Below are 25,368 nucleotides of genomic sequence, written 5' to 3'. Positions count from 1 at the left end.
TCGCTGAATCCAAGACCTCGTACGCGATCCAGGATCCGAGTCGCTCCTGTTCGCACCCTGTGTCGTTCCTGTGATTTCACGAAGGCTTCGACCGGTGTTACAAGTCTCCTATCGGGCAAAAATACTTGCTGAAAAGTAGATATGCGCATCAGGGCATGAGATCCCGAGAGTCGTCCAGCATATGTTTCGAACCACAACCAGCAAGAAGCAGGGGACCCAGCACGAGGCAGCCAGTTACGAAGCACCGCGGTGGCAGCTACGGAGCGCCGCGGCGATTACGAGGGACGGCCGGAGATGATCGTTGGCTGACCCGGCCTACGAACCTGAAACGGCCGGGTCAGCGCGACGACCTCCAATGAGCTCAGATGCCCCGAACCGCTTCTTCGGCGATATCGAGCACACCGAGCAGCCACGGCGTATAGCTCCCAGGATCGTCGGCGATCGCATCCCGCAGCGCCTCCGGTTGGATCCACGCGTAGTCGGCGACCTCCGCCGGATCCGGCCGCGGCGCCGCGGTCCGCAGGAACTCGGCATCGAGCCGTCCGATGAGCACATGATCCCATTCGTGCTCCACCCGACCGGTCGCGGAATCCTGGGCGTGATACCGGAAGATTCCGACCTCGGTCAGCGCGGTGGCCAACCCCAACTCCTCGGCCAATCGGACCGCGGCGGCCGCCACCACCGGCTCACCCGGCGCCGGATGACCGCAAGCCGTATTGGCCCAGAGCAGCGGAAACCGTGTCTTCACCGCGGCACGCTGCTGCAAAAGCACCCGACCCGCATCGTCGTACAGCAGCACCGAGAACGCGCGGTGCAGCAGCCCGGGCGCGGTATGCGCCTGCGCTACCGGGCACGCACCGACCGCGCGCCCGGCCGCGTCGACTAGCTCGACAGGCAGGGCCTCGCGGTCGGCAATCGGCTTCGCCAGCGTTTCGGTCACAGCTGCGCCTCGCTAGCGCTCGGCTCCGCAGTGACCGATGGTGCTGTGCCCATGATTCGCTCACTCCGCTCGCTCATACCTGCGCCTCGCCAGCGCTCGGCTCCGCAGTGACCGATGGTGCTGTGCCCATGATTCGCTCACTCCGCTCGCTCATACCTGCGCCTCGCCAGCGCTCGGCTCCGCAGTGACCGACGGTGCTGTGCCCATGATTCGCTCACTCCGCTCGCTCATCGCCCTACCTTATCGGCGGCGATCAGCAGGTATTGGAAGCTGCCCTCCTTGTAGGCGGTCAGGAACCGCTTCTCCACACCGGTCGCCAGCTCGGATTCGGTGCGCAGCTCCCAATACGGAATCGTGGCGGCGGTCAGATCGATGACGTTGACCGGCACCAGATTGTTGTCGGCCAAGGCCCGGAAATACTCGCTGCGCGGATGGATCATGCAGCCATAATGGGCGTCGATCCAGCTGACCGAGGCCGAACGCCCGCCATTGACATCATTGGAACAGCCGGTGATGCAGACATAGCGACCGCCGGGTTCGAGCAGCCGGGCGAACTCCTCGAACAGCTCGCCGAGATCCACATACATGGTGGTTTCGTTGGTCCAGATGCCGCGCCTGGATCCGGTGTCGAAACCGGTTTCGAGCATATTCCGGAAATGGAAGCGCGCCTTGTCCGCGACACCGCGATGAGCGGCCTGATCATTGGCGAAGCCGACCTGGTATTCGGAAATGGTGACGCCGTCTACCTGACAGCCGAAGCGCTGATTGGCCATGAAACTCGTGCCGCCGCGGCCGGAGCCGCCGTCCATCAGCCGATCGCCCGGCCGGATATCACCGAGGTGGTCCAGCAGCAACGATGCCTGTGCGGTCTCCAGGCGGTGCAGTTCCTTGACGATCCGTTCCTCGCGAGAATCCGCCGGTCCGGCCAGCGCTGCCTGATCGGGTTCGCCGATGCCGTAGTGGTGGTGGAACAGCCCGTCGACCTCACCGAGTTCGGTATTGACCCGGTCGTCATTCGGATTGTTGTTCCAGTACTCGGCAACGGCCTTCTGGTAGCTGGTGCGCAGGACGGACCCCGTGTCGGGATTGAGCATGGTCATGCCTGATCATCCTCTCGTGTTGCGGTACTGCTGATTACGTTGCGGTACTGGCTAATTCGACTCGTTGTAGCGCTTGCTCGCGGCGTGCCAGGCGCGGTTGCCGCCCATCCACGCCCAGAGTCCGCCGAGGAACCGGCGCAGTTCGGCAGATCCGACGGCGGCCAGTGGACCGGCCTCCTGTTCGAATCGGTGCACCAGTTCGTCGTGCACGACGGCGGTGCGCAGCACCGCCTCGCGCCGGGAGCAGCGCTCCTCGGCGGCCAAGACCGTCGGCAGGTTGAATTCCCTACCGTCCGAACGGTCTTCGCGTGCCATCGAATACAGGTCGTTCACCATCTGACTGGCGAGCGCGGCCGTGGTCACGACCCGGCGCACCCGCGGATCGGTGTACTCGGCGGCCTGGAGCTCATAGCCGCCGACCACATCGATCGGCGCCATACATGGCAGGAAACTGTGCGGCTGCCGATTGGTGAGGTACTCCCACACCGGTGGCATCCGGTGTGCGGACCGCCAGCCGGCCTCCGCGCCGAGCGCGATGAACCATCCGGCGATCTCGGTGCGCAATCGAGCCAGCTGTGCCGGGGTCGCATACCGGGACAGATGCTCGAAGGACGTACGGAACGCGCGCAGGATCGGATCGGCCTGTAGCGCCCGCTCCAGCTGTGGCTGGTAGCGAGCTGGAAGGTGGACGGGATCCATTGCGGCGGCTGCTAATTCGAGTCGGGGGCCGAGTTCGGCCTCGGCACTGGACGGTGTGCCGTCGGGTGCGGTCTCATCGGCTCCTTCCTCGCAGTAGTAATCGTCGACCGACCATTCCGAGACCGCGCATTTCGCGGCCGCGAGCAATCGGTCCGCATCGTTGCTGTCCGGATGGGCGAGCATGATCAATCGGCCGAAGTCGGCATCGCGCAGTTCGTCCAAGCGCCCGGCGTAGAGACCGATATCCCGCGCCCAGTCGATGAGCCCGTCGTTGACCGATTGGGCCAACGCCGGGTCATCACGCAACGGCGGTGGGCAGTACAGCGGTGGAATCGGTGCCGCGGTGCCTTGCAGGTAGGCAGATGTGGTACCTGATCCGCTGGGGCCGAATGGAATTCGGCCCCGGTTGGTTTTCGGTTCGGCTGGGTCCGATGCTGCCGGCGCGGCCCCCTGCGCCACGCCGACAGCGATCGATGTGGCGTCGAACGACACCGGTGGCGGCTGGAGACCAGCCGCCACGATAGTAGGTGTGCGTGTGGGGTCGGGTACCTCAGTAGTAGGTAATCCCGCTTGGGTGGTGGTGGACGACGGAAGTAGGAGTGCAGCCGCACCCAGGCCGCTGGGTCCGAGCAGGCTGCGCGGAACAATCGCCTCAGGTTGGGTAGGTCGGTCCAGTTCTGACGAATCAGCTTCCACCACCTGGGTTTCGGATGATTCGGGTATTGCTGTGCATTCGGGTAATTCCGTACTTTCCGGTATATCGGTGTTTTCAGGTGGAGCCGAGGTTGCCGGTTCCGGAACCTCCAGCGGGAGTGTGGGCGGAGCGGTGGTATCGAGGTTGGACAGCAGTGCCGCGACAGCGGCGGCCACCTCGTGGGTGGCGGGTGGTGCCGAGGCGCGGGAGAGCACCGACATCGGTCATCACCCCGGTCAGTCCGCCTGCCGGGCGACCAGGACGTTGTCGAGCACGCCCAGTGCGTCCGGCACCAGTACGGCCGCCGAGTAGTAGCAGCTGACCAGGTAGGAGATGATCGACTGGTCGTCGATGCCCTTGAAGCGGACGTTCAGGCTCGGCTCGTATTCGTCCGGGATGCCGGTCTGGTGCAGGCCGATGACGCCCTGATCCTTCTCGCCGGTACGCATGGCGAGAATCGAGGTGGTCTGGGTATCGCTGACGGGGATCTTGCTGCACGGGTAGATCGGGACGCCGCGCCAGGCGAACACGCGGTGTCCGTCCACCTCGACCGGACCCGGATACAGGCCGCGCTTACTACATTCACGACCGAAAGCGGCGATCGCTTTCGGATGTGCCAGAAACAGTTTCGTGCTGCGCCGCATGCTCAACAGCTCATCCATATCGTCCGGCGTCGGTGCACCGGACTCACTGTAAATGCGCTGTTTCAGGTCGCAATTGTTCAGCAATCCGAAATCGGGATTGTTGACCAGATCGCTCTCGCGCCGCTCGTAGAGCGCCTCGATGGTGAGCCGGAGCTGCTGTTCGACCTGGTTCATCGGATCGTTGAACAGGTCGGCGACGCGAGTGTGCACCCGCAGCACGCTCTGGGCCAGGCTGAGCTCGTATTCACGCGGGGCGTCGTCGAGGTCGACGTAGGTGCCGGTCAGCAACGGCTCACCGAAGTGGCCCGAGGAGATCTCGATATTCGCCTCGCCCTTGGTGTTCTGCGGACGTGCCGGAGCGTCGGCGACGCGGGACAATTGCTCGCGGAGCGCCGGGGTTAACTCCAGCATTTCTTCGAGCGTTTGCCGGGACAGCACCAGCATGGTGGTGGGGGTGACGGTTTTGACGGTCACCGGCCAAATACCGGACCCATCGATGAGGGTTTCATCACCGAAGAAATCACCGCCGCCCAGCATGCCGAGCTTGGTTTGCTCGCCGAATTCCCCGGTGCCGATCTTGCCGAGTTTGCCGTGCACGATCAGCATGACCTGATTCATCGGATTGCCGAATTCGGCGACCACCGTACCGGGTTCGAGGTCGCGCTGCTCGAAACGCTGGGCGAGCGCGCGCAGCACCTCTTCGTCGTCGAAGTTCCGCAATTGCGGAAGTTCGGTGAGTTCCATCGGGATCACTCTGGCTTGCGAGCCGTCGATGACGAACTCGACCTCGCCGTTGCCGACGGTGTGGGTCAGCCGTCGGTTGACACGATAAATACCGCCGTTGACCTGCGTCCACGGCAGTGCGCGGGTAAGCCAGCGCGATGTGATGCCCTGCATCTGCGGCTCGGACTTGGTGGTGTGCGCGAGCTGGTGGGCGGCACCGGTGCTGAGGCTCTTGCGCCCGTTGGTTTCTGTTTGGACTGGCATTTCGATGGTCATGCGTGGTCCTCACCTGAGATGGTCACCGAGACGGTCGATTGTGCTGTACTGATGGTTCGACGGATTTCGAATTCGGTGGTGGTGCACAACAATTCGACAGGCGGCAGGCCTGCTGGGGCATGGCGGCATGATTGCCGAGAGAAGTGGCCGACCCGAGGCATGCAGACGGTGACCGACTCTCCCGTGCGAATTGGCTTACGCGACATTGCGTTCCGCAACGGGTTCGATCCTAAACCGCGAAAGATGCTGTGCGCACACGAATCTCGAGAATGAAGCCACGAGAATGCTGGTCTGTTTTTCGGATGGTTACGACATGACCTCGATGCGGATAACTGCCGATAACGACCCGGCGCGGATCGGTGCGGACCGGGCAGGGCTGTACGGTCGGTATCTTTTGCGCACCGCCGCCGCGAACATCCCGCATCATCGGCCCGACCCGGCATGGATCCGTCACAGCCGACCCATAATGGATACACGGTGTGGGAAGCTCGTCTGAGCACATCGGGGTATGTGATGCGGGTCACTTTGCAGGGCAGGGCCAGGAGCGATCGTGAAGTTGAATGTGGAAGGTTTGGTCGGGTCGATGCAGCGGTTGATGGCAACGGCCCAGAACGGCCTCGAGGTCATCCGCTTCGGTGGGTTGACCCACGATGTCGAGTCCTCGCCGTTCGAGGTCGTCGAACGGCGCAGAATGTATCGGCTGCGCCATTACTTCCCCGACGACGCGACGCCGGGTCGCGGCCCGAGCGACGGGCCCGGAGGAGGCAGCGAGCGTAACCACGGAGGCCCCTGGGAAGGCCGCCATGGGCACCGCCCGGTCGCGCTCCTGGTACCTCCGCTGATGGTCAAAGCCGATATCTGGGATGTGAACGCCGACGACGGCGCGGTCGGCATTCTGCACCGTGGCGGAATCGACTGCTGGGTGGTCGATTTCGGTTCGCCCGCCAGTGAGGAGGGTGGCTGGGAGCGGGATCTGGCCGATCATGTCCTCGCGATCAACAGCGCCATCGATACGGTCTGCGACGCGACCGGCGCCAATGTGCACCTGATGGGGTACTCGCAGGGCGGCATGTTCGCCTATCAGACCACCGCCTACCGCTTCGGCAAGGGCGTGGAGAGCATTGTGACCTTCGGCAGCCCGGTGGATGTGGTCGCGGGCATGCCGTTCGGACTGCCCTACGGCGTGGTCTCCGATGTCGCGGAGTTCCTGGCCGACCATGTGGTGACCCGCCTGCCGATCACCGATTCCATGGTCCGGCTCGGCTTCCAGATACTCGATCCGATGAAGACCGCCAAATCGCGCATCGACTTCCTGCGCCAACTGCACGACCGAGAGGCGTTGCTGCCCAAGGAACGTCAGCGCCGGTTCCTCAATAACGACGGTTGGGTCGGCTACGCCGGTCCGGCGGCGGCGGATCTGCTCAAGCAGTTCGTCGTGCACAACCGATTGATGCTCGGTGGCTTCGTGATCCGGGACCAGCCGGTTTCGCTGGCCGAGCTGAAGTGCCCGATCCTGGCCTTCGTCGGCGAGATCGACGATATCGGCCAACCGGCCGCAGTGCGCGGCATCGTTCGCGCCGCACCCAATGCCGAGGTATACGAAGCCGGTTTGGTGGCGGGACATTTCGGCCTCGTCGCGGGCAGCACGGCGACCAGGCATACCTGGCCGCTGGTGCGTCAGTGGATCGATTGGATGGACGGCGATCAGCCGCTGCCGCCGGAGATCGCGCCGATGACCGACCATGTGGCGACCAGTCGGCCGAATTCGGCGGCCACCCGGGTCGTGCACAACGTGGCCACCCTGGCCGAGGCGGGCGCGGGCATCGGCAAGGCGCTGGAGGACATTGCCGGCAATACCGTGCGCGGTTCGATCGAACTCGCGGGTGAGGCCGCGCGCGCACTGCCGCGGCTGGCTCGACTCGGCATGATCCAGCCGCACACCCGCATCTCGTTGAGCCGCTTGGTCGCCGAGCAGGCGCGCCGCGCGCCGCTGCGCGATCTGTTCCTCTTCGACGATCGCGTACACACCAATGCCGCCGTGAACGCGCGCATAGATAATGTCGTGCGCGGGCTCGTCTCCGTCGGTATCCGCCCGGCCATGCGCGTCGGTGTGGTGATGGAGACCCGGCCGAGCGCGCTGGCTACCGTCGCCGCGCTCTCCCGTATCGGCGCGGTGTCCGTATTACTCGCCCCCGGTAGCGAATTGGATCGCGCCATCGAACTCACCGGCATCAAGGCCCTGGTCTCGGATCCGGAGAATCTGCGCACGGCGGCGGCAACCGGCACCCGGGTCCTGGTGCTCGGCGGCGGTAGCACACGCACTCTCGCCGTTGCATCGAGCGATGACGTGATCGACCTGGAACAGATCGATCCCACGCAGGTCGAGCTACCCGCCTGGTACCGCCCGGATCCGGGTCTGGCGCGGGAATTGGCCTTCGTGCTCGTCACCGGCACCGGCGACCGCCTGGAAACCAAATACATCACCAACCACCGCTGGGCGCTGTCCGCCTTCGGCACCGCGACCTCGGCCGATCTGGATCGCAAGGACACCGTCTACTGCCTTGCGCCGCTGCATCATTCATCCGGTCTGCTGGTGAGCCTGGGCGGCGCGATCGCGGGCGGCAGCCGGATCGCACTGGCCAGGTCGCTGGACCCGATTCGGTTCGGCGAGGAGGTGCACCGCTACGGCGTCACCGTGGTCACCTACACCTGGACCATGCTGCGCGACATACTCGATGCCGAAGTCTTCCCGGCCGGACTGTATTCACCCACCCCGTCGGCTCCGCCGACTGCCACCCCCACTTGGCATCCGATCCGTCTGTTCATCGGCTCGGGCATGCCAGCGGGCCTGTGGCGACGCACCACCGAACAGTTCACACCCGCGCGGGTACTCGAGTTCTACGCCTCCATCGAGGGCGATGTGGTGCTTGCCAATGTGGCCGGTGTGAAGGCCGGCTGCAAGGGCCGCCCCGTGCCGGGTACCGCGAAGGTGGAGTTGGTCGCCTACGACCCGGTCACCGAGCAGATCCGAACCGACGGGTCCGGCTTCGCGCGCCGGTGCGCGGATAACGAGGTCGGTCTGCTGATCGGCAAGGCGACCGAGGGCATCGACCTCTCCGACGGCGGGCTCCGCGGGGTGTTCACGGCGGGCGATGCCTGGATGCCGACCGAAAATCTCTTCCGCCGCGACAGCGATGGCGACTACTGGCTGGTCGATCGCACCGATACGGTGATCCACACCGAACGCGGCCCGGTCTTCACCCAGCCCATCGTCGACATGCTCAACGACATCACCGCCGTCGATATGGAGGTCGCCTACGCACTGCCCGTCGGCGACCATGCGCTGGCGGTGGCGGCGGTCAGCGTCCGCAAGGGCTTTCGGCTGGAACCCAAGGATGTGACCGAGGCGGTGCGCGCACTCGATCCGGACCAGCGGCCCGATATCGTCTACGTCGTCGACCAGATTCCGCGCAGTTCGTCCTACCGCCCGTCGACGCGGGCCGTGCAGGCCGCGGGTCGTCCGCAGCCGGGACCCGATACCTGGTGGTACAACCGGGAATCCGAGGCCTACGAAATCCGGACCGGCGACGAAGCCGGAACCATCTCCGGCGAATAAGCCCGCGCCCCGTCGTTCCGGTTTCGGTCGCAACGGCGGGGTAGCGTGGATGCCAGGTCCGCGGCGACAACGGAGGTTTCGAGATGTCGTGGAAGGTGAAACTGGGCGTCGGCATACTGGCGCTGTTGGGCGTGCTGATGGTGATCGGGTTCGTGAAGAGCCTGGTGCTGTCCCTGGTGCCACTGGCTATCCTGCTGTTGGCCGGTTACGGCGTGTTCCGGCTCTACGTCGGCAGTCGCGGCAAAGCCACCGAGACCGAAGCGTCACAGCTGCCCGCCACCCCACCTCCCGCGCTCCCGACCCGTCCCACGAAGGATGCGGCGACCAGACTCCGCGAGATCCGTGAGGAGGCCGCCCGTCAGCAGGGGCAGCCGTAGGCGGGTACGCTTGCCGCGCCGGATCGTGTTGGCGAGTTGGTTGATTCACTACCAAGAGGGCGGTGCCTCGTGCTGGCTGCCCGGCGCATCCGGGTGGCGTAGTTGCCATGTCGACAACTGTTCAGGGGTGCTGTGAGACCGAGCCTTATCTACCGCAACGGAACCATCTACGAGCTGTTGATGCGTGGACTGTATGGGCGGCACTACCCCGCTCGGTATCGCGCGATCGCCGAACTCGTGCCCGATGGCGTCAGTGTGGTCGACCTGTGCTGTGGGCCCGCGACGCTGTATACCCACTATCTGCGCGACCGGGCCATCGAATACACCGGACTCGACCTCAACGACCGATTCATCGCGAGGCTGGCCCGGACGGGTGGACACGGCGTGGTGTGGAATTTGCGTTCCGATACCCCGCTGCCCGAGGCCGATTACGTCATCATGCAGTCGAGCCTGTATCACTTTCTGCCCGAGCCTGCTCCGGTCATCGATCGGATGCTGGCGGCGGCAGGAAAGCAGGTGATCATCGCGGAGCCGATTCGCAACCTTGCCACCAGCGACAATCGGGTGCTCGCCGCGATCGGCCAGCGGTTCACCGATGCGGGCGACGGCGCACAGGCGCGCCGGTTCAGCGAGGCGACTCTGGACGCGTTCTTCCGCGAATATGAGCCACGCGTGGTACAGCGGTCGCTGATCGCCGGTGGCAGGGAGAAGCTGTTCGTGCTCACCGCGTGAGGCGGGCCCCACCCTCCCTTAGACGGTGTACGCGGTGACGGCGTCGATGACCCTGGCGATCTGATCGTCGGTGAGATCAGGCCAAAGTGGCAGGCGCACAACGGTTCCCGAGAATTCGGCGCTGCGCGGACAGGGCTTCGGGGTGCGGCCCAGTTTCAGTCCGGCCGGGCTGGAATCCAGCGGAACATAGTGGAACGGCGCCGAAATACCGCGTGCGGCCAGATGTGCGATCAGATCGTCGCGCTGCGGCTCGGTAGGTGCGCGCAGGTAGTACAGATGCGCGGTATGTGTGCGGTCCGCGGGCACGGCCATGAGCCGGACATCGTTGCGGCGGGCCCAGTCCGGCAGTGCGGCGGCGTATGCGTCCCAAACCCGGTGCCGTCCGGTCTGGATCGTCTCGAATTCGTCCAGCTGCGCGTCCAGCACCGCCGCGTTGAGCTCGCTGGGCAGATAGCTGGAGCCGATATCCTGCCAGGAGTACTTGTCCACCGCGCCGCGCAGGAAACGGGCGCGGTCGGTGCCCTTCTCGCGGATGATCTCGGCGCGCGACATCAGGATCTCGTCGGTGAGTAACAGTGCACCGCCCTCGCCGCAGTGCACGTTCTTGGTGTCGTGAAAGCTGAGCGTGCCGAGGGTGCCGAGGGTGCCCAGTGGGCGATCGCGCCATCGGCCGCCGAGGCCGTGCGCATTGTCCTCCACGATGGCGATGCCGTGCGCGTCGGCGAGTGCGAGCAGCCCGGCCATATCGGCGGCCACCCCGCCGTAGTGGATGACCACAACGGCCTTGGTTCGCTCGGTGAGCACCGCGGCGACCGACTCGGGATCCAAATTGCCCGTTTCCGGGTCGATATCGGCGAAGACGCAGGTGGCGCCGCGCAGTGCCATGGCCGTCGCGGTCGAGGTGAACGCGAAACTCGGCACGATCACCTCATCGTCGGGGCCGAGCTCGAGCAGCAGACCCGCCATCTCCAGTGCGGAGGTGCACGAGGTGGTCAGCAGCGCATGCGGTGCCTCGGTGATGGTTTTCAGCTTCGCGGTGGCCGAGGCGGTGAACCGCCCGTCGCCGTGACTGTGGTCGGAGGCGAGAACGGCCTCCAGATTGGGCAGTTCGCGGCGGGCCCGGTACGGGCGGCTGAAGATGACGCGGTCAGTGCTCAACCCGGTCGTTCTCCCTGCTGGCGGTGGTCGTGGTCATTTCGCGGTTATCCGCGGGGCGCGGTGTCGGCGCACCGACGGTCAGATACAGCGGCTTGCCGACGAGGATATGCAAAGCCACACCGAGGTATTCGGCGATGAGTCCCAGCGAGAACAAGATCGTTCCCGAACACAGCAGCAGCACGACGATCATCGAGGCCCAACCCTCGGGCGCCCAATTGTCGGCGGTGAGCGCCTCGTATACGACGAACGCGGCCATCACGCCACCGGCCAGCGCGAGGGTGACTCCGAGCAGGCTGACCAGCCGCAGCCCCCGGGTTCCGCTGCACAGCACCATCTTCCAGAACAGCGAGAACAGCCGCCGGTAGTTGTAGCCGGATTCCTCGCGGCCCTCGGCGCGCAAGGTCACCGGCACCTGTGCGACGGTGCCGACCACCCAGGTCAGCGCGACGTCGAGGTAGGCGCCGTTGGAGGCGACCTCGGCGAGTTGGCGGCCGATATCGCCGCGGATGAGTCGGTAGCTTTCGAATCGGGTGGAGTCCGGGAAGGCGAAGATCGTCGCGAGCACCATCTTCGCGCCGCGCGAGGTGATGTTGCGCAGGAATCCGTGCGGGCGGGTGTTGGTCGGCTTCGAGTAGACCAGATCGGCGCGCTCGGTCAGGGCCGCGTCCAGGAATGCGCCGATGAAGGCGGGATCGTGCTGCCCGTCCTCGTCCATGGTGACGATCCAGTCGCCCTGGGCGGCCGACATTCCGGCGATGGTCGCGGCGTCCTGCCCGAAGTTGCGGCTGAGCCAGACGATGCGGACCTCCGGATAGGTCTGCTCCAGTTCCTGCAGCACCACATCGGAGCGGTCGGGACCATGGTCGTGTACCAGGATGATCTCGCCGATCGTGAAGGCGACGCCGCCGGGGGTGTCGGTGGCATCGGTCAGGCGGTGCAGTTCTTCGACAAGTCCACCGATGGTTTCTTCGCCCCGATAGATCGGCACCACGACCGACACCGCGTGCGGCTGGTCGGCGCCCGGTCGAGCGGGGCGTCCGTTGGTCGCACCCGCGGGCGAGCCGTTGGAGTGGGCGGTGGGAATCGGCATCAGCTGGATCGACTTTCGATGACGGTGTGTGCCGGTAATCTCCGCTGGACAGCAGAGCCCGAGCCGCCGTGAACTTTAACACGGTACGCATACGGCATTCCGGAGCAGCTCATCGCATCATCATGGTGGTGTCGGCGCTTCGATGCCAAGCTCGACTGTGCGCTGTAGGGTTTGGAACTCGTGACGGTTGGTGCAGTGACGGAGGCGAAAAGCGCAGGACCCGACGCTCGCGACAGGGAGCCCGATTCGCGTCGGGAGGTGTTCCGATGGGGTGCCCTCTGCACCCTCGGTGTCATCGCGGGATACCTGGCGGTCCTGCTGGCCAATGCGCGGCACTTCTACACCGACGACACCGAATCGCAGTACACCGGACTCTGGGTGGGATTGGGACGCGCGCTCCGTGACGGCACCTTCCCGGTGCTGGTGCCCGAGCGTTGGATGTCGGGCAACAACACAATGGATGATGCCGGCCTGTTCAACCCGCCACAGCTGCTGATCGATCTGATCGCGCCGTCGGTCGACAACATGGCGGTGTACGCGACCGTCGTCAAACTGATCTTCGCGATCATCGCCGCGCTCGGTGTCTACCGGATCTGCCTGGTGTACGGCGCGCGGCCGGTGTGGTCCGCGGTCGCGGGTGTCGCGTTCCCGCTGTCGGGTTTCTTCCTGTTCTTCGACGAGGCCAGTTGGATGACCGCGCTCACCGGCACTGCATGGCTGGTCCATGCCTGGGCGTCGTCGGTGCGCTACACCCGCGGTCTGGGCGGGCCGATTCCCGTCTTCATCTACCTCTACCTGGCCATCTCCACGCAGTACATCTTCCCGGCTGTCGAGGCGGCGCTCATGCTGCTCGCCGTCGCGGTGGGCGAGCTCGTCTACCAACGCAAATGGCAGCCGGTGGCGCGGTTGACCGTCGCCGCGACGGGTGCCGGTCTGGCCGGATTGCTGACCTTTCTGCCGAGCATGCTGTCGGCGAAGGTGACCTGGCGCGGCACCATGGAGATCAATAACGACCAGTTCTTGACGGTGCCGTGGTCGGAATCCCTGAATGCCAGTCTGCCGAGCACATTGCCCGCGTTCACCTCTTGGTGGGGCTATATCCAGCCGATGCCGGTCACCTATATCGCCTGGTTCCTTATTCCGGCGCTGGCCTTCATCGACTGGCGGCGCGCCCGCGAATCCTGGCGCGAGCTCAGCGGGGTCGCACTGTTCGCGATCATCATGCTGATGTGGAGTGCCGGACCGGGTTCGATCGGTCCGCTGCGCTGGCCGGTGCGGGTGCTGCCGATGCTCGCGCTCGGCCTGCTCGTGCTGGTCTGTGTGTTACTCGGGCGCTACGCCACCCTGCGTCATCTGAAGAGTCGCGGCATCGCCGCCGCCCTGCTGATCGGTCTGCTGTGGGTGCGGTCCTTTTCCGCGGATCCACACAATGTGGTCCGGCATGTGCTGGCGGCCGCCGCGATCGGCGCGCTTGTCGCCGGGGTGGTCTGGCTGGCCCGTAACCGGAGTCTTGCCACCGCGGGTGTGCTGACCATCGTCGCGATGTTCCCGATCGCGTTCTATCAGGTCAATGCGGCGCAGCCGACGCCGATGACATGGCATCTGCCGACCAACAGGTCCGAGGCGCAGGCCGCGTTCCCGGACTTTCCCGGTACCACGATCCAACTCGGCGAGCGCGGGCTGCTGCAGCGCGACGATATGAGACTCGACGGCGCCTACGGATCCCTGGTCTTCGGTAACTACGCCAAATCGCTCGAGCTGACCTATGTCAATGGCTACACCCCGACCGGTCACTTCTATTTCGGCGAACTGCTGTGCATGCGCTGGGACAGCAGCGTCTGCCCGGACGCCTTTCGGCGGATGTTCGCCCCGGAGCCGACCACCGGCCGTCCCCTTGTCGATCTCATGAAGCTGGACCGAGTGGTGTTGCAGCACGCCCTGTTCCCCGATGCGCGTAATCAGTCGGCACCGGAGGGCTGGAAGTGGGTCGACTATCCCGGTCACGAGCGCTACATCTCGGTGCTGGAACGCGTGGACGGTCCGATCTCGACGGTGAACGGCCGCGTCGCGGATGCGAAAAATGTGACAGCGACATCGGTTTCGGAGACCGATACCACCAGCCGGGTGCGGGTGTCCTCGGCCGGCGGCGGCAAGGTGGTATTCGCGCGCCTCGGCTGGCCGGGTTACCGAGTGACCCTGGACGGTAAGCAGATCCCGATCACCACCGTGGCGAAGTCTTTTGTCGCCGTCGACATACCCGCAGGCACGCAGAACGCCGAACTGGTGCTGACCTGGCGGCCACCGGGCTGGAAGATCGGCATCGGCACCACAGCGCTCGGTCTCGCCGCCATCGGGGTGCTGCAGTGGCTGTGGGTGCGCTCGCGGCGTCGGGATCCGGAACCGCCTGCGGCGGATCCGAGCCCCGGCGAGCCGGATCGCGAACTGGCGGACGTGGTCTCGTAGCGGTCGATTCGCGCAGGCCCGATCGGAGGTGTCCCTCGACGAGTGCGCCCTGTAGGGTCTGGAACTCGTGGTGGAAAGCAGCGCCCCCGCCCGGCGGGACGTGTACAAGTGGGGATTCATAACCGCGCTCGGTGTGATTGCCGGATATGGTGCCGTCCTGCTGGCCAATGCCAGGCATTTCTACACCGATGACAGCGAGTCGCAGTACGGCCCGCTGTGGGTGATGCTCGGCCGGTCCCTGCGCGACGGACAGTTCCCGGTGCTGGTCCCCGAGCACTGGATGGCGGGCAACTACGCCATCGAGGAGGCGGGCCTGCTGAATCCGCCGCAACTGCTGGTCGATCTGATCGCGCCCTCGGTCGACAACATCGCGCTCTACACCACCGTGATCAAGCTGATCTTCGCGGTCGTCCTCGGAACCGGTGTTTACCGCATCTGCGTGGAGTACGGGGCGCGGCTGCCGTGGGCCGCCGTCGCGGGCGTGTCGATTCCGTTCACCGGTTGGCTGTTGTTCTTCGACGAGGCGAGTTGGTACACCGCCTTCACCGGTACCGCGTGGCTGGTGCACGCGTGGGCGTCCGGCGTGCGCTACGCACGGGGACGGAGCGGCCCGATCCCTACCTTCGTTTTCCTGTACCTGGCCATCTCGGTGCAATACATTTTCCCGGCGGTCGAGGCCGGGCTGATGATCGGCGCGGTGGCCGTGGGGGAGGTCGTCTACCAACGCAAGTGGCAGCCGTCGCTGCGACTGCTCGCGGTCGCGGGCTGTGCGGCGGTGGCAGGGCTGGCCACCTATCTGCCGAGCATGCTGTCGGCGAAGGTGACCTGGCGCGGCACGGCTCAGATCAATAACGACCAGTTCTTGACCGTGCCGTGGTCGGAATCGCTCAATGCCAGCCTGCCCAGCTCGTTACCCGCGTACAACTCGTGGTGGGGTTATGTGCAGCCGATGCCGGTCGTCTATATCGCCTGGTTCCTGATTCCGGCGCTGGCCTTCATCGACTGGCGCAAGGCGCGCGCGTCCTGGCGGGAGTTCAGTGCGATCGCGCTCGTCGCGCTGATGGCGCTGATGTGGACGGCGGGGCCGGGCACCATCGGCCCGCTGCGCTGGCCCGCGCGGGTATTGCCGATGCTGGCCCTCGGACTGTTGGTGCTGGTGTGCGTGCTGCTCGGCCGCTTCGCCACCTTCGAGAATTGGCGTGGCCGCGCTATCGCGGCGGGTGTGCTGATCGGGCTGCTGTGGGTGCGGTCGTTCTCGGCGGCGCCGCGCGAGGTCGTCTGGCATGTGGTGGCGGCGGTCGGAATCGCCGTGCTCGGCGCGGCCGTCGTGTGGCTCGGGATGAAGAAAAGCATGGCCGCGGCCTGCGCGTTGACCATCGTTTCGGTGTTCCCGATCGCCTTCCTGCAGGTGCATGCGGCACAGCCGACGCCGATGAGCTGGAACCTGCCCGAGCAGCGGTCGCAGATGAAGGACGCTTTTCCCGAATTTCGGGGTACCACCCTGCAATTGGCCGATCGCGGGCTGATCCGGCCGGAGGATCGTTCGCTGCGGGGCGCGTACGGATCGCTGGTCTTCGGTAACTACGCCAAGGATCTGGAGAAGACCTACGTCAGCGGCTATACGCCCAACGGGCACTTCTGGTTCGGTGAAATGCTGTGCATGCGCTGGGACACCAGCGTCTGCCCCGATGCCTTCCGGCGGGCCTTCGCGACCGAGCCCACTACCGGCAGGACGATCGTCGACCTGATGAAGGTGGATCGGGTAGTACTGCAGAAGGCGCTGTACCCGGACGCGCGCGATCAACCCGCACCATCTGGCTGGCAGTGGGTCGACTATCCGGGTCACGACCAGGACATCGCGGTGCTCGAGCGAGTGGGTGGGCTGCTGTCCACGCAGAACGGCCGGGTGTCGGCGGTCTCCGGTGGCACCGCGACGTCGGTGTCGGAATCGGAACTGACCAGCCGGGTTCGCGTGAGTTCGGATAGTGGTGGCCGCGTGGTCTTCGCGCGGCTGGGCTGGCCGGGCTATCAGGTGAAGCTGAACGGCCGCGCGATCCCCTTCGACGTGGTCGCGAAAACCTTTGTTGCCGTGGATATTCCGGCCGGTACCAAGAACGGCGACCTGGAGCTGGCCTGGCGCCCGCCGGGGTGGAAGATCGGCGGGGTCGCGATACTGCTCGGGCTGTTCGGAATCGGCGCATTGCAATGGATGTTCGTGCGCGGTCGCGAGCGTGACGAGGATGCGACGCCGACCGAACCGCCGGTGACCGTGACGGTTTCGGAACCCGATCTGGCGGGAGTATCTCGTTGACAGCTGACCAGCAGGCCGAATTCACGGCGGATCATGCGGGTGCGACCGGCGCCGAGGATCCGGGTGTGCTGCTGCGGCTGGTGCGTCGGCAGGAGATCGCCTTCGCGGTGGTCGGTGCGTTCAACACCGCGCTCGGTATGGGGCTCACCGTGCTGTGGCTATCGGTGCTCGGCAGTAATGTGCCGCCCGCGGTCGCGGTGGTCGCCGCGTACGCCGTCAGCATCGTCATCGCTTTCGTACTGCATCGCACGCTGGTCTTCCGGGTGCGCGGACATATGCTGCGCGATTTCGTTCGCTTCGTGGCGGTCAATTCCGGTGGGCTGCTGATGAATATCGCCCTGCTGTCGCTGGCCGTCTCGGTGCTGCATCTGCCGAGTAGGCCGGCCGCGGTGGTGGTGATGGGTCTGGTCGCCGTCGCCAGCTTCTTCGGGCATCGCTACATCTCGTTCCACCGGGCGCCCGTGCCCGAGCCGCCATCGGCCGGTTCGGGTGCGGAACGGTCCTAGGCGCCGGGTAAGTTATCGATCATGCCGGAGGAAACCGCCTTGGACGCCACCCTGTTGAGCCTGCTCGCCTGCCCGCAGGACAAGGGTCCGCTGCTGTTGGTCCGCGATGACAAGGGCGCCACCGCCCTCTACAACCCGCGCCTGCGCCGCGCGTACCCGATCGAGAACGGCATTCCGGTGCTGCTGATCGATGAGGCTCGCGATGTCACCGACGCCGAACACGCCGCCTTCACAAGTCAGCATGCCGACGCCTGAGCAGCCATCGGCCCGGTGGCCCGCGATAGCGTGCGCGGCCGCGAGTTATGGTGCGGGAGTGTCGATTTCACCGGTGAGATAGCGCTGCAGCGTCGGGGAGACGGCCGCGACCAGTTCAGGACCCGGCATCGAGGCCAGCGGTTCTATCTCCAGAATTTTGCGCGCGACGAGCACGCCGATCATCTGCGTGCCTACCAGCGCGACCCGGGCGCGCCCGTCGTCCTCGGGCTTCGCTATCCGCATCCGTACCCGTTCCAGGACGACATCGAGGACAAACGTCCTGGCCAGCGCGATATCGCCACCGGCGAGAATGCTGCGCACTGCCGCGACGATCCCGGGGCCGGCGGGGGAGTCCCACACCGCGAGCACCGAGCCGAGAATGGTTTCGCCGAGCCGATCCAGCGGCGCGGCCTCGATCCGGCGCAGTGTGGCTTCCGGATCGATCGGAAACTCGACCACCGCGGCGAACAGTTGCTGTTTGGTCCCGAAATAGTGGTGGACCAGCGCGGGATCGACCCCGGCGTCGGCGGCGACGGCGCGAATCGAGGTCTTGTCGAAGCCGATCTCGGCGAAGCGGGTGCGGGCGGCCGCGAGGATTTCCTCCCGGGTGTCGGAGCGACCAGGCCGGCGACCGGAGCGAGTGCCCCGGTCGCCGTTGGTCGTCGGGTCCTGTGCAATCTCCTCGGCTGTCACGCGGTCCGCCGTCGTAGCGTGGCCGCGCCCAGGCAGAGCGCTACGATCGCGAATCCGGTGACGACCGCCAGATCACGCAGCATTTGTCCGGTGACATCCGGATGCGTCGAAACCTGTTGCAGCGCATCGACCGCATAGCTCAGCGGCATCACATTGCTGATCGCCTCCAGCCAGCCGGGCAACTGTCCACGCGGAACAAGTAAGCCGCACAGGAAGATCTGCGGTGCGACCACCACCGGCATGAATTGCACGGCCTGGAATTCGGTGCGCGCGAAGGCACTTGCCAATAGCCCGAGTGCGACGCCGCAGACCGCGTCGATCATGGCGATCACCACCACCCAGACCGGACTGCCCGCTGAATTCAGGCCGAGCAGCCCGAAGGAGACCAGGCAGGCAACCGCCGCCTGCGCCGCCGCGGCCACCGAGAAGGCGGTGCCGTATCCGGCGAGCAGATCGAGTTTCGACAGCGGTGTGGTGAGCAGCCGCTCCAACGTGCCGGAGGTGCGTTCACGTTGCATGGCGATCGCCGTGATCAAGAACATCACGATGAACGGCAGGATGCCGAGCATGCTCATACCAACGCGATCGAATATCGGCACGGGGTTGAACGGGTTGGGCGGGGTGTCCTTGTAGATGAAGTAGAGCAGCGCCATCAGGACCGCCGGAACCACGAGAATCATTGCGACAGTGCGGTGGTCGTTGCGCAGCTGACGCAGGATGCGCCCGGTCGTCGCGGCATAGGGACGCAGTGTCGGCGTCCGGCGGCGGGGTACGAGGGTGGTGGTCATGCCGCACGTCCCATCGTGATCAGAGTGAGGAAGGCTTGTTCGAGGTTCTGCTCACCGGTTTCGGTGCGCAGTTCGTCGGGGCTGAGCTCGGCGAGCAGATTGCCCTCGCGCATCAGCAGCAGTTTGTCGCAGTGTTCGGCCTCGTCCATCACATGGCTGGAAACCAGCAGTGTCGTTCCGTTGGCGGCCAATTCGTGGAACTGCTTCCACAGGTCGACGCGCAGCACCGGATCCAGGCCGACCGTCGGCTCGTCCAGGATCAGCACCTCCGGCTGTGCGACCAAGGCGCAGGCCAGAGACGCGCGGGTCCCTTGGCCGCCGGAGAGTTCGTCGCCGCGCTGATGGGCGTTATCCAGCAGACCGACCGCGCCGATGGCCTCGTCGATGTCGTCGCGGTCGCGGCCGTAGAGCGCGGCGAAGTAGGCGACGTTCTCACGCACGCTGATATCGCGGTAGATGCTCGGTGCCTGGGTTACATAACCGATCCGATGCCGCAGTTCCGCCGAGCCCGCCGGTAATCCGAGCGCAGAGATCTCGCCGGACGCCACGATCTGGGTGCCGACGATGCTGCGCATGAGCGTGGTCTTGCCGCATCCCGACGGACCGAGCAGTCCGGTGATGGATCCGCGCGGGATGGTCAGCGAGATGTCGTGTAGGACTTCGCGGCCGCCGCGGCGCACGGTGAGGTTGCGAACCTCGACGGCATGGGATGAGTGCAGGTCCGTCATGGGACGCCTCAATTCATCGAGCGTTGAATTCACTGTGTGATGAATTTAGCGCGATCTGGTCCTTGGGGCAAGACCCGTCAGTGGTGATGTTCCGGTATTCCGGCCGACTGACCCGGCTCGAACTCATCGCCGACATTCCGATACGGCGTGAGGGTTCCGTTCACCATGGTCCGGTCGCCGAGGAACCCGACGTCGCGGAACCTGCCGTGCGACGAATCGAGCCGGTTCTACCTGACCGGACGAGCGGCCGTCTTGTACAAGGAAGGGGTGAGCGGCAGCCCGGTGCCGAGCTTCGAGCTGAGCAAGAAGATGACGGTCTCGGTCCAGCTGTCCAACGGCGGCAAATCCACGCGTCGGACCGCATGAACCGGCCCGGATCAGCCGTCGGCCAACCAGGCGGGCGGTTTCCGCGTTCGTCCGGAAAGTTGGATTGCCAAATCCGGACTTGCCCTAGGAGCATGGTCCAGATGGCCGACGCTACGTCCGCGCAGGACCCGTTCATCGAACACCGGCGCCTGCTCTTTTCCACCGCCTACCGGATGCTGGGCACCGTCACCGATGCCGAGGACATCCTCCAGGACACCTGGCTGAAGTGGAATGAAACCGATCAGTCGACAGTCCAGCACCCCAAGTCCTATCTGGTGCGCACGGTCACCAACCTGTCGTTGAACCGGCTCACCTCGGCCAAGGCCAAGCGCGAAACCTATATCGGCCCTTGGCTTCCCGAACCCCTGCTGACCTCACCGAATATCGCCGAGGCGACCGAGTTGGCCGACACGGTCTCCACCGCGATGCTGGTGGTCCTGGAGACCTTGAATCCGGTGGAACGCGCGGTCTTCCTGCTGCGCGAGGTGTTCGGATACAGCCACGCCGAAATCGCCGACACCCTCGACAAGCCCGAGGCCACCGTGCGGCAGATCGCGCATCGGGCTCGCTCCCATGTGCAGTCCCGTCGCCCGCGTTTCGATACCGATAAAGCCGAGCGCTCCCACATCACCGAACAGTTCATGGCCGCCTGCGCCGGTGGCGATCTCAATGCCCTGATGGACCTGCTCGCCCCCGAAGTCACCTCGTGGTCCGACGGCGGCGGTGTGGTCACCGCGGCCCGGCGTCCGCTGTACGGACCGGATCATGTGGCCCGCTGGGTCCTCGGCGTACTCGCCAAGCCGTCGGTCGCGGGCATCGTCCTCGAGCCCGCGCATATCAACGGGGAACTCGGTGCGCTCGCGCGCATCGACGGAAACCCGGTGGCGGTGTTCACCTACGACATCATCGAGGGCCACATCCACAACCTGCGCTTCCAGGTGAACCCGAGCAAGCTCGCGGGGCTCTACATGGGGACCGACGTGATCGGATGACCAGTTCGCCGCGTTGCTTTACGATCCTGCCGTGACCAGCCAGACCACGGAACCGAACGTGGACGGAGGACAGGTTCGGGTTTCCACCCTGGAACTGTTCTTCGATCTCGTCTTCGTCTTCACCATCACCCAGCTCACCCACGTCTTCACCCACCATCCCGGCTGGGAGGCGCTGGCTCAGGTGCTGGTGCTGTTCGGGGTCATCTGGTGGATGTACAGCGGCTACGTCTGGCTCACCAACGAAGTGGCGCCGAGCAATTCGCAGCGCCGCACGCTGCTGCTGATCGGCATGTTCGGATTCTTCGTGGTCGCGCTGGCGATCCCGGACGCGTTCCACGGCACGGGTCTCGCCTTCGGTCTCGGCTACGTCCTGGTCAACACGGTGCACACGGCGCTGTTCTGGGTCAGCGGCGGCACCTCGGCGAGCCAGGCGATCAAACGCATCGCGCCGCTGAACGCGCTCGCGGCGGCGCTCGTGCTCGCGGGCGGTTTCGTGCACGGCTGGTGGCAGTACCTGTGCTGGGGGCTGGCATTCGGGGTGCAGGTACTGAGTCCGTACCTGGTCGACACCCGCGATTTCGTGGTGCGGGCCAGCCATTTCTGCGAGCGCAACGGGTTGGTGATCATCGTCGCCATCGGTGAGTCGGTGGTCGCGATCGGTCTGGGCCTGGCGGGGGAGAAGCTGACCGTGCCGCTGACCGCCACCGTCGCACTCGGACTCTGCCTGGTCTATGTGCTGTGGTGGGCCTACTTCGGGATCGATGACGACCTCGGCGAGCATGCGCTGGCCGCGGTCCCGGATCGGGAACGCTCGCGTCCCGCGGTGCTCGCCTACGGTTACGCGCTCTACCCGCTGCTGACCGGCATCACCGTCACCGCGGCGGGCATCAATATGACCATCGCGCACGGCAACGAACCCGCCTCCGTCGCCGCCGCGTCCGCGCTCTCCGGCGGCGTCGCGCTGTACTTCTTCGGCCAATTCTGCTTCCGGCTCGCCCTCGGTCTGCGACGCCCGTGGTCGCGACTGCTCGCTGCCGCCGCGGTGGCCGCGACCATCCCGATCGGTATCGCGTGGGTCGCCTGGGCGCAGCTCGCGGTGCTGGTCGCGGTCGGCTACGCCGCGGTGATCATCGACGATCTCGTCACGCTGCGCTCGGGCCAGCACAGTCGCTACGTCTGACTTTCGGGAACAATGGAGAGTCGTGCGTAATGAGGAACTCGCGGTCGAACCACCCGCCGCGGCTCGCCGACTGCTCGGCTCGACACTGTGGTCTGGACCGGTCGGCGTGCGAATCGTCGAGGTCGAGGCATATGGCGGCGATCCGGCCGGACCGTGGCCGGATCCCGCATCGCATTCCGGACGCGGGCGGACCAAGCGCAATGCGGTGATGTTCGGGCCCGCGGGCGTGCTGTACGTCTACCTCAGCTACGGCATGCATATGTGCGTGAACGTGACCAGCGGCCCGGACGGCACCGCGAGTGCGGTACTCATCCGGTCGGGCGAGGTGATCGCCGGGGCCGAGACGGTCAGGGAGCGACGACCCGCGGCTCGCACGGACGTCGATTTGGCAAGGGGCCCAGGGAATCTCGGCAGCGCGCTCGGAATAACCCTGAGCGACTATGGCACTCCGCTCTTCGACCCGGCCTCGCCGATCCGGTTGGTGCTGAACGGCGCGATCGACCCCGCCGAGATTTCGGACGGACCGCGCGTCGGGGTCAGCAGTGCCGCGGATGTGCCGTGGCGATTCTGGCTCGCGTCGCCGGCGGTCTCGGTCTACCGGCGCAGCCCGCGTGCCCCGATCGAAGCGGTATAACACCAGGTCACAAGAATTTTCGGGATCGGCGATGGGTTTTCGCCGCGGTGTCCGTCCTATCTGTTGAACGCGCTTCACCCGGCGCGACCGACCCGAAGGAATGACAGATGACCGCCATCGCCCCCGCCGCCCCGATCACGTCCGCTGCCGCCACCGTCGCCCACCGCCCCGGCAAGAAGATGACCATCGCGCTCTGGACCGTGCAGGTCATGCTCGCGCTGTTCTTCATCATCGCCTCCGCCGCCCCGAAGCTGCTCGGCGCGCATGCGGCGATCGAATCCTTCGACACGATCGGCTGGGGCCAGTGGTTCCGCTACTTCACCGGCGTCGTCGAACTCGCCGGTGGCATCGGCCTGCTGGTGCCCCGCCTGACCGGCCCTGCGGCCGTCGGCCTGACCATCACCATGGTCTGCGCCGCACTGACCCAGGTGTTCCTGCTCGGCGCGCCCGCTCTGGCACCGTTCCCGCTGGTGCTCGGCGTGGTGTTCGTCTGGATCGGCTGGCAGCGTCGCGACAGCATCGTCGCGCTGCCGGAACTGTCGGCTCGCTGAATATCTGAACAACGCACACGATCGGCAGACCGCGGTCTGCCGATCGTCGTCGCGTTTACCGAAAATCGTTCGCCCTGCGTGGCGGCGCGCGGCGAACTGAGGGCCATGCCGGTCGTGGGGACCGGTGCGGAAAGATGGGACAGCGTGAGCGAACGAAGTGAGCGAACCATGTGCCAGCGCGCATCGCGCACGCTGGAGCCGAGCGTCAGCGAGGCGGAGGCGTGAGCGGCGACATCATCGACGAACTGACCTGGCGTGGACTGATCGCGCAGTCCACCGACCTGGACGCCCTGCGCGCGGCGACATCCGCCGGGCCGCTGACCCTCTATGCCGGTTTCGATCCCACCGCTGCCAGCCTGCACGCCGGACATCTGGTCCCGCTGCTGGCGCTGAAGCGGTTCCAGCGCGCGGGCCATCGCCCAATCGTGCTGGCCGGCGGTGCCACCGGGCTCATCGGCGATCCTCGTGACGTGGGCGAACGCACCATGAATTCGACCGATACCGTCGCGGAATGGGCGGGCAGGATCCGTTCACAGCTCGAGCGTTTCGTCGACCTCGACGACTCACCCACTGGCGCGATCATCGCCAACAACATGGACTGGACCGGCCAGCTGTCGACCGTCGACTTCCTGCGCGACATCGGCAAGCATTTCTCGGTCAATGTCATGCTGGCCCGCGACACCATCAAGCGCCGCCTGGACGGCGAGGGCATCTCCTACACCGAATTCAGCTACATGCTGCTGCAGGCCAACGACTACCTGCAACTGCGCCGCAACTACGGCTGCACCCTGCAGGTAGGCGGTTCGGATCAGTGGGGCAACATCATCGCCGGTGTCGAGCTGAACCGGCGCGTCGACGGTGCGGCAGTGCACGCGCTGACCGTGCCGCTCGTCACCTCGGCCGACGGCAAGAAGTTCGGAAAGTCGACCGGCGGCGGCAGCCTGTGGCTCGATCCGGAAATGACCAGCCCATACGCCTGGTACCAGTACTTCGTGAATACCGCCGATGCCGATGTCGTGCGATACCTGCGCTGGTTCACCTTCTTGTCCCGCGAAGAGTTGGCCGAGCTGGAGTCCGCCACGGCCGAGCGTCCGCACGCACGGGAAGCCCAGCGCAAGCTGGCCGAGGAAATGACGAATCTGGTGCACGGCGAGGCGAATACCCGGGCTGTGCAGTTGGCGAGTCAGGCGCTGTTCGGACGCGCGGATCTGCGTGAACTCGATGAGCCGACGCTGTCGGCAGCCCTGCGCGAGGCCGCAGTCGACGGCACGGTCGCCGAGGTCGGTGTCGGTGCACCGAGCACGATCGTCGATCTGCTGGTCGCCACCGGACTGTCCGAGAGCCGCGGCGCCGCACGGCGCGCGGTGAACGAAGGCGGAGCGTCGGTGAACAACGAGCGGATCTCGGATCTGGAATGGACGCCCGCCGATGCCGACTACCTGCACGGACGATGGTTGGTGCTGCGCCGCGGCAAGCGGAACTTCGCCGGCGTGCTGCGGGCGGGCGCATAAAGATCACGTGGCTCGGGTCACATTCGAGTGTCCCGAGCCCGTTTTCCGGGGGGTCAGATGGCCGCTGACCTGCGAAATGACATCCGTGTAGTGCGGATTTGACTCGACGTTCTCCGCCGCGTAACTTTGTCCACACGGACACCGACCCGGAGCCCAAAGCGCAGCGGAAACGTTGAGCACAGTGGCCTGGGAAACGAGGTAGGACGAGGAGCGCCTGGCGATCAGCGTTGCCGGATCGGACGAGCAGACTTGACTCTGCGCGGGCGGTTGGCTAGGCTAGGACAGTTGCCTCAACAAGCCCCCCGAGAGAATCTGGGGTCCAGTTGTGTGCGTGTGTTCTT

General features: G+C 65.7%; 21 protein-coding genes. 12 read left to right on the top strand and 9 right to left on the bottom strand.

Annotation, left to right across the window (positions count from 1 at the left end; genetic code table 11):
• Positions 1–361 precede the first annotated feature (361 nt).
• The 4 genes from idi to ACQPXH_RS21955 all read right to left on the bottom strand — a co-directional run bounded on the left by idi (position 362) and on the right by ACQPXH_RS21955 (position 5,076).
• The gene (gene idi / locus ACQPXH_RS21970; RefSeq protein WP_433598413.1) at positions 362–940 is read right to left on the bottom strand and encodes an isopentenyl-diphosphate Delta-isomerase; all 579 of its coding nucleotides are present in this window, start codon (positions 938–940) and stop codon (positions 362–364) included.
• Between the two features lie 227 nt (positions 941–1,167).
• Entirely contained in the window at positions 1,168–2,040 is an 873-nt protein-coding gene (locus ACQPXH_RS21965) for a geranyl diphosphate 2-C-methyltransferase (RefSeq protein ID WP_433598412.1), read from the bottom strand.
• 51 nt (positions 2,041–2,091) lie between these two features.
• Positions 2,092–3,654 (bottom strand): family 2 encapsulin nanocompartment cargo protein terpene cyclase, encoded by a 1,563-nt coding sequence (locus tag ACQPXH_RS21960; protein ID WP_433598411.1) that lies wholly within the window; start codon positions 3,652–3,654, stop codon positions 2,092–2,094.
• Positions 3,655–3,669: 15 nt separating this feature from the next.
• Positions 3,670–5,076, bottom strand: a complete 1,407-nt coding sequence (locus ACQPXH_RS21955; protein WP_433598410.1) for a family 2B encapsulin nanocompartment shell protein — start codon at positions 5,074–5,076, stop codon at positions 3,670–3,672.
• Between the two features lie 583 nt (positions 5,077–5,659).
• Here ACQPXH_RS21955 and ACQPXH_RS21950 point away from each other — a divergent pair.
• From ACQPXH_RS21950 to ACQPXH_RS21940, 3 genes are all read left to right on the top strand, one after another.
• On the top strand, positions 5,660–8,692 hold the full coding sequence (locus tag ACQPXH_RS21950; RefSeq protein ID WP_433603534.1) for an AMP-binding protein: 3,033 nt from the start codon (positions 5,660–5,662) through the stop codon (positions 8,690–8,692).
• An 83-nt stretch (positions 8,693–8,775) separates the two neighbouring features.
• Positions 8,776–9,069 carry a hypothetical protein gene (locus ACQPXH_RS21945; RefSeq protein WP_433598409.1) on the top strand — a complete coding sequence of 98 codons (294 nt, stop codon included), beginning with the start codon at positions 8,776–8,778 and terminating at the stop codon, positions 9,067–9,069.
• Between the two features lie 180 nt (positions 9,070–9,249).
• On the top strand, positions 9,250–9,801 hold the full coding sequence (locus ACQPXH_RS21940) for a class I SAM-dependent methyltransferase (RefSeq protein ID WP_433598408.1): 552 nt from the start codon (positions 9,250–9,252) through the stop codon (positions 9,799–9,801).
• An 18-nt stretch (positions 9,802–9,819) separates the two neighbouring features.
• Here the strand turns inward: ACQPXH_RS21940 and rffA are convergent, their stop codons facing one another.
• Together rffA and ACQPXH_RS21930 are read right to left on the bottom strand one after the other, a co-directional pair.
• Positions 9,820–10,959: a dTDP-4-amino-4,6-dideoxygalactose transaminase gene (rffA, locus tag ACQPXH_RS21935; protein WP_433598407.1), complete on the bottom strand. Its 1,140-nt coding sequence runs from the start codon at positions 10,957–10,959 to the stop codon at positions 9,820–9,822.
• Complete coding sequence (locus tag ACQPXH_RS21930) at positions 10,949–12,049, bottom strand: glycosyltransferase family 2 protein (RefSeq protein ID WP_433598406.1); 1,101 nt, start codon at positions 12,047–12,049, stop codon at positions 10,949–10,951. The genes rffA and ACQPXH_RS21930 overlap by 11 nt, the downstream gene beginning before the upstream one ends.
• Positions 12,050–12,307: 258 nt before the next feature.
• On the opposite strand from ACQPXH_RS21930, the gene ACQPXH_RS21925 reads away from it, so the two are divergent.
• From ACQPXH_RS21925 to ACQPXH_RS21910, 4 genes are all read left to right on the top strand, one after another.
• Positions 12,308–14,512, top strand: coding sequence for a hypothetical protein (locus ACQPXH_RS21925; RefSeq protein ID WP_433603533.1), 2,205 nt, complete (start codon positions 12,308–12,310; stop codon positions 14,510–14,512).
• A gap of 70 nt (positions 14,513–14,582) precedes the next feature.
• A complete protein-coding gene (locus tag ACQPXH_RS21920; protein ID WP_433603532.1) occupies positions 14,583–16,823 on the top strand; it encodes a hypothetical protein in 2,241 nt (746 codons plus the stop codon).
• Entirely contained in the window at positions 16,820–17,329 is a 510-nt protein-coding gene (locus ACQPXH_RS21915; protein WP_433598405.1) for a GtrA family protein, read from the top strand. The genes ACQPXH_RS21920 and ACQPXH_RS21915 overlap by 4 nt, the downstream gene beginning before the upstream one ends.
• A gap of 21 nt (positions 17,330–17,350) precedes the next feature.
• Entirely contained in the window at positions 17,351–17,584 is a 234-nt protein-coding gene (locus tag ACQPXH_RS21910; RefSeq protein WP_040689305.1) for a Trm112 family protein, read from the top strand.
• A gap of 45 nt (positions 17,585–17,629) precedes the next feature.
• On the opposite strand, the gene ACQPXH_RS21905 is transcribed toward ACQPXH_RS21910, so the two are convergent.
• Genes ACQPXH_RS21905 through ACQPXH_RS21895 form a run of 3 tightly spaced genes read right to left on the bottom strand, consistent with a single transcriptional unit; the run spans position 17,630 to position 19,793 of the window.
• A complete protein-coding gene (locus tag ACQPXH_RS21905; RefSeq protein WP_433598404.1) occupies positions 17,630–18,277 on the bottom strand; it encodes a TetR family transcriptional regulator in 648 nt (215 codons plus the stop codon).
• On the bottom strand, positions 18,274–19,065 hold the full coding sequence (locus ACQPXH_RS21900; protein WP_433598403.1) for an ABC transporter permease: 792 nt from the start codon (positions 19,063–19,065) through the stop codon (positions 18,274–18,276). Before ACQPXH_RS21900 ends, ACQPXH_RS21905 begins: the two co-directional genes overlap by 4 nt.
• Entirely contained in the window at positions 19,062–19,793 is a 732-nt protein-coding gene (locus tag ACQPXH_RS21895; RefSeq protein WP_433598402.1) for an ABC transporter ATP-binding protein, read from the bottom strand. Before ACQPXH_RS21895 ends, ACQPXH_RS21900 begins: the two co-directional genes overlap by 4 nt.
• A gap of 467 nt (positions 19,794–20,260) precedes the next feature.
• Here ACQPXH_RS21895 and ACQPXH_RS21890 point away from each other — a divergent pair, with 467 nt between their 5' ends.
• From ACQPXH_RS21890 to tyrS, 5 genes are all read left to right on the top strand, one after another.
• Positions 20,261–21,151: an RNA polymerase sigma-70 factor gene (locus ACQPXH_RS21890; protein ID WP_433598401.1), complete on the top strand. Its 891-nt coding sequence runs from the start codon at positions 20,261–20,263 to the stop codon at positions 21,149–21,151.
• Between the two features lie 31 nt (positions 21,152–21,182).
• On the top strand, positions 21,183–22,331 hold the full coding sequence (locus tag ACQPXH_RS21885; RefSeq protein ID WP_433598400.1) for a low temperature requirement protein A: 1,149 nt from the start codon (positions 21,183–21,185) through the stop codon (positions 22,329–22,331).
• A 22-nt stretch (positions 22,332–22,353) separates the two neighbouring features.
• On the top strand, positions 22,354–22,965 hold the full coding sequence (locus tag ACQPXH_RS21880) for a DNA-3-methyladenine glycosylase (protein ID WP_433598399.1): 612 nt from the start codon (positions 22,354–22,356) through the stop codon (positions 22,963–22,965).
• Positions 22,966–23,072: 107 nt separating this feature from the next.
• Positions 23,073–23,516, top strand: coding sequence for a DoxX family protein (locus ACQPXH_RS21875; protein WP_433598398.1), 444 nt, complete (start codon positions 23,073–23,075; stop codon positions 23,514–23,516).
• Between the two features lie 221 nt (positions 23,517–23,737).
• Positions 23,738–25,027 carry a tyrosine--tRNA ligase gene (tyrS, locus tag ACQPXH_RS21870; RefSeq protein WP_433598397.1) on the top strand — a complete coding sequence of 430 codons (1,290 nt, stop codon included), beginning with the start codon at positions 23,738–23,740 and terminating at the stop codon, positions 25,025–25,027.
• The last annotated feature ends 341 nt before the right edge of the window (positions 25,028–25,368 follow it).

It is taken from the genome of Nocardia sp. CA-135953 (assembly GCF_050955735.1).
Taxonomy (GTDB): domain Bacteria; phylum Actinomycetota; class Actinomycetes; order Mycobacteriales; family Mycobacteriaceae; genus Nocardia.
The sequence above is the reverse complement of the archived record's forward strand: the minus strand, read 5'-3'. Positions and strand labels throughout refer to the sequence as shown.

Coding starts and splice junctions, on each gene's coding strand:
- ACQPXH_RS21875 (WP_433598398.1), top strand. CDS start 23,073: ATGACCGCCATCGCCCCCGCCGCCCCGATCACGTCCGCTGCCGCCACC.
- ACQPXH_RS21895 (WP_433598402.1), bottom strand. CDS start 19,793: ATGACGGACCTGCACTCATCCCATGCCGTCGAGGTTCGCAACCTCACC.
- ACQPXH_RS21965 (WP_433598412.1), bottom strand. CDS start 2,040: ATGACCATGCTCAATCCCGACACGGGGTCCGTCCTGCGCACCAGCTAC.
- ACQPXH_RS21900 (WP_433598403.1), bottom strand. CDS start 19,065: ATGACCACCACCCTCGTACCCCGCCGCCGGACGCCGACACTGCGTCCC.
- ACQPXH_RS21890 (WP_433598401.1), top strand. CDS start 20,261: ATGGCCGACGCTACGTCCGCGCAGGACCCGTTCATCGAACACCGGCGC.
- ACQPXH_RS21960 (WP_433598411.1), bottom strand. CDS start 3,654: ATGTCGGTGCTCTCCCGCGCCTCGGCACCACCCGCCACCCACGAGGTG.
- ACQPXH_RS21940 (WP_433598408.1), top strand. CDS start 9,250: ATGCGTGGACTGTATGGGCGGCACTACCCCGCTCGGTATCGCGCGATC.
- ACQPXH_RS21930 (WP_433598406.1), bottom strand. CDS start 12,049: ATGCCGATTCCCACCGCCCACTCCAACGGCTCGCCCGCGGGTGCGACC.
- ACQPXH_RS21950 (WP_433603534.1), top strand. CDS start 5,660: ATGCAGCGGTTGATGGCAACGGCCCAGAACGGCCTCGAGGTCATCCGC.
- ACQPXH_RS21910 (WP_040689305.1), top strand. CDS start 17,351: ATGCCGGAGGAAACCGCCTTGGACGCCACCCTGTTGAGCCTGCTCGCC.
- ACQPXH_RS21945 (WP_433598409.1), top strand. CDS start 8,776: ATGTCGTGGAAGGTGAAACTGGGCGTCGGCATACTGGCGCTGTTGGGC.
- ACQPXH_RS21955 (WP_433598410.1), bottom strand. CDS start 5,076: ATGACCATCGAAATGCCAGTCCAAACAGAAACCAACGGGCGCAAGAGC.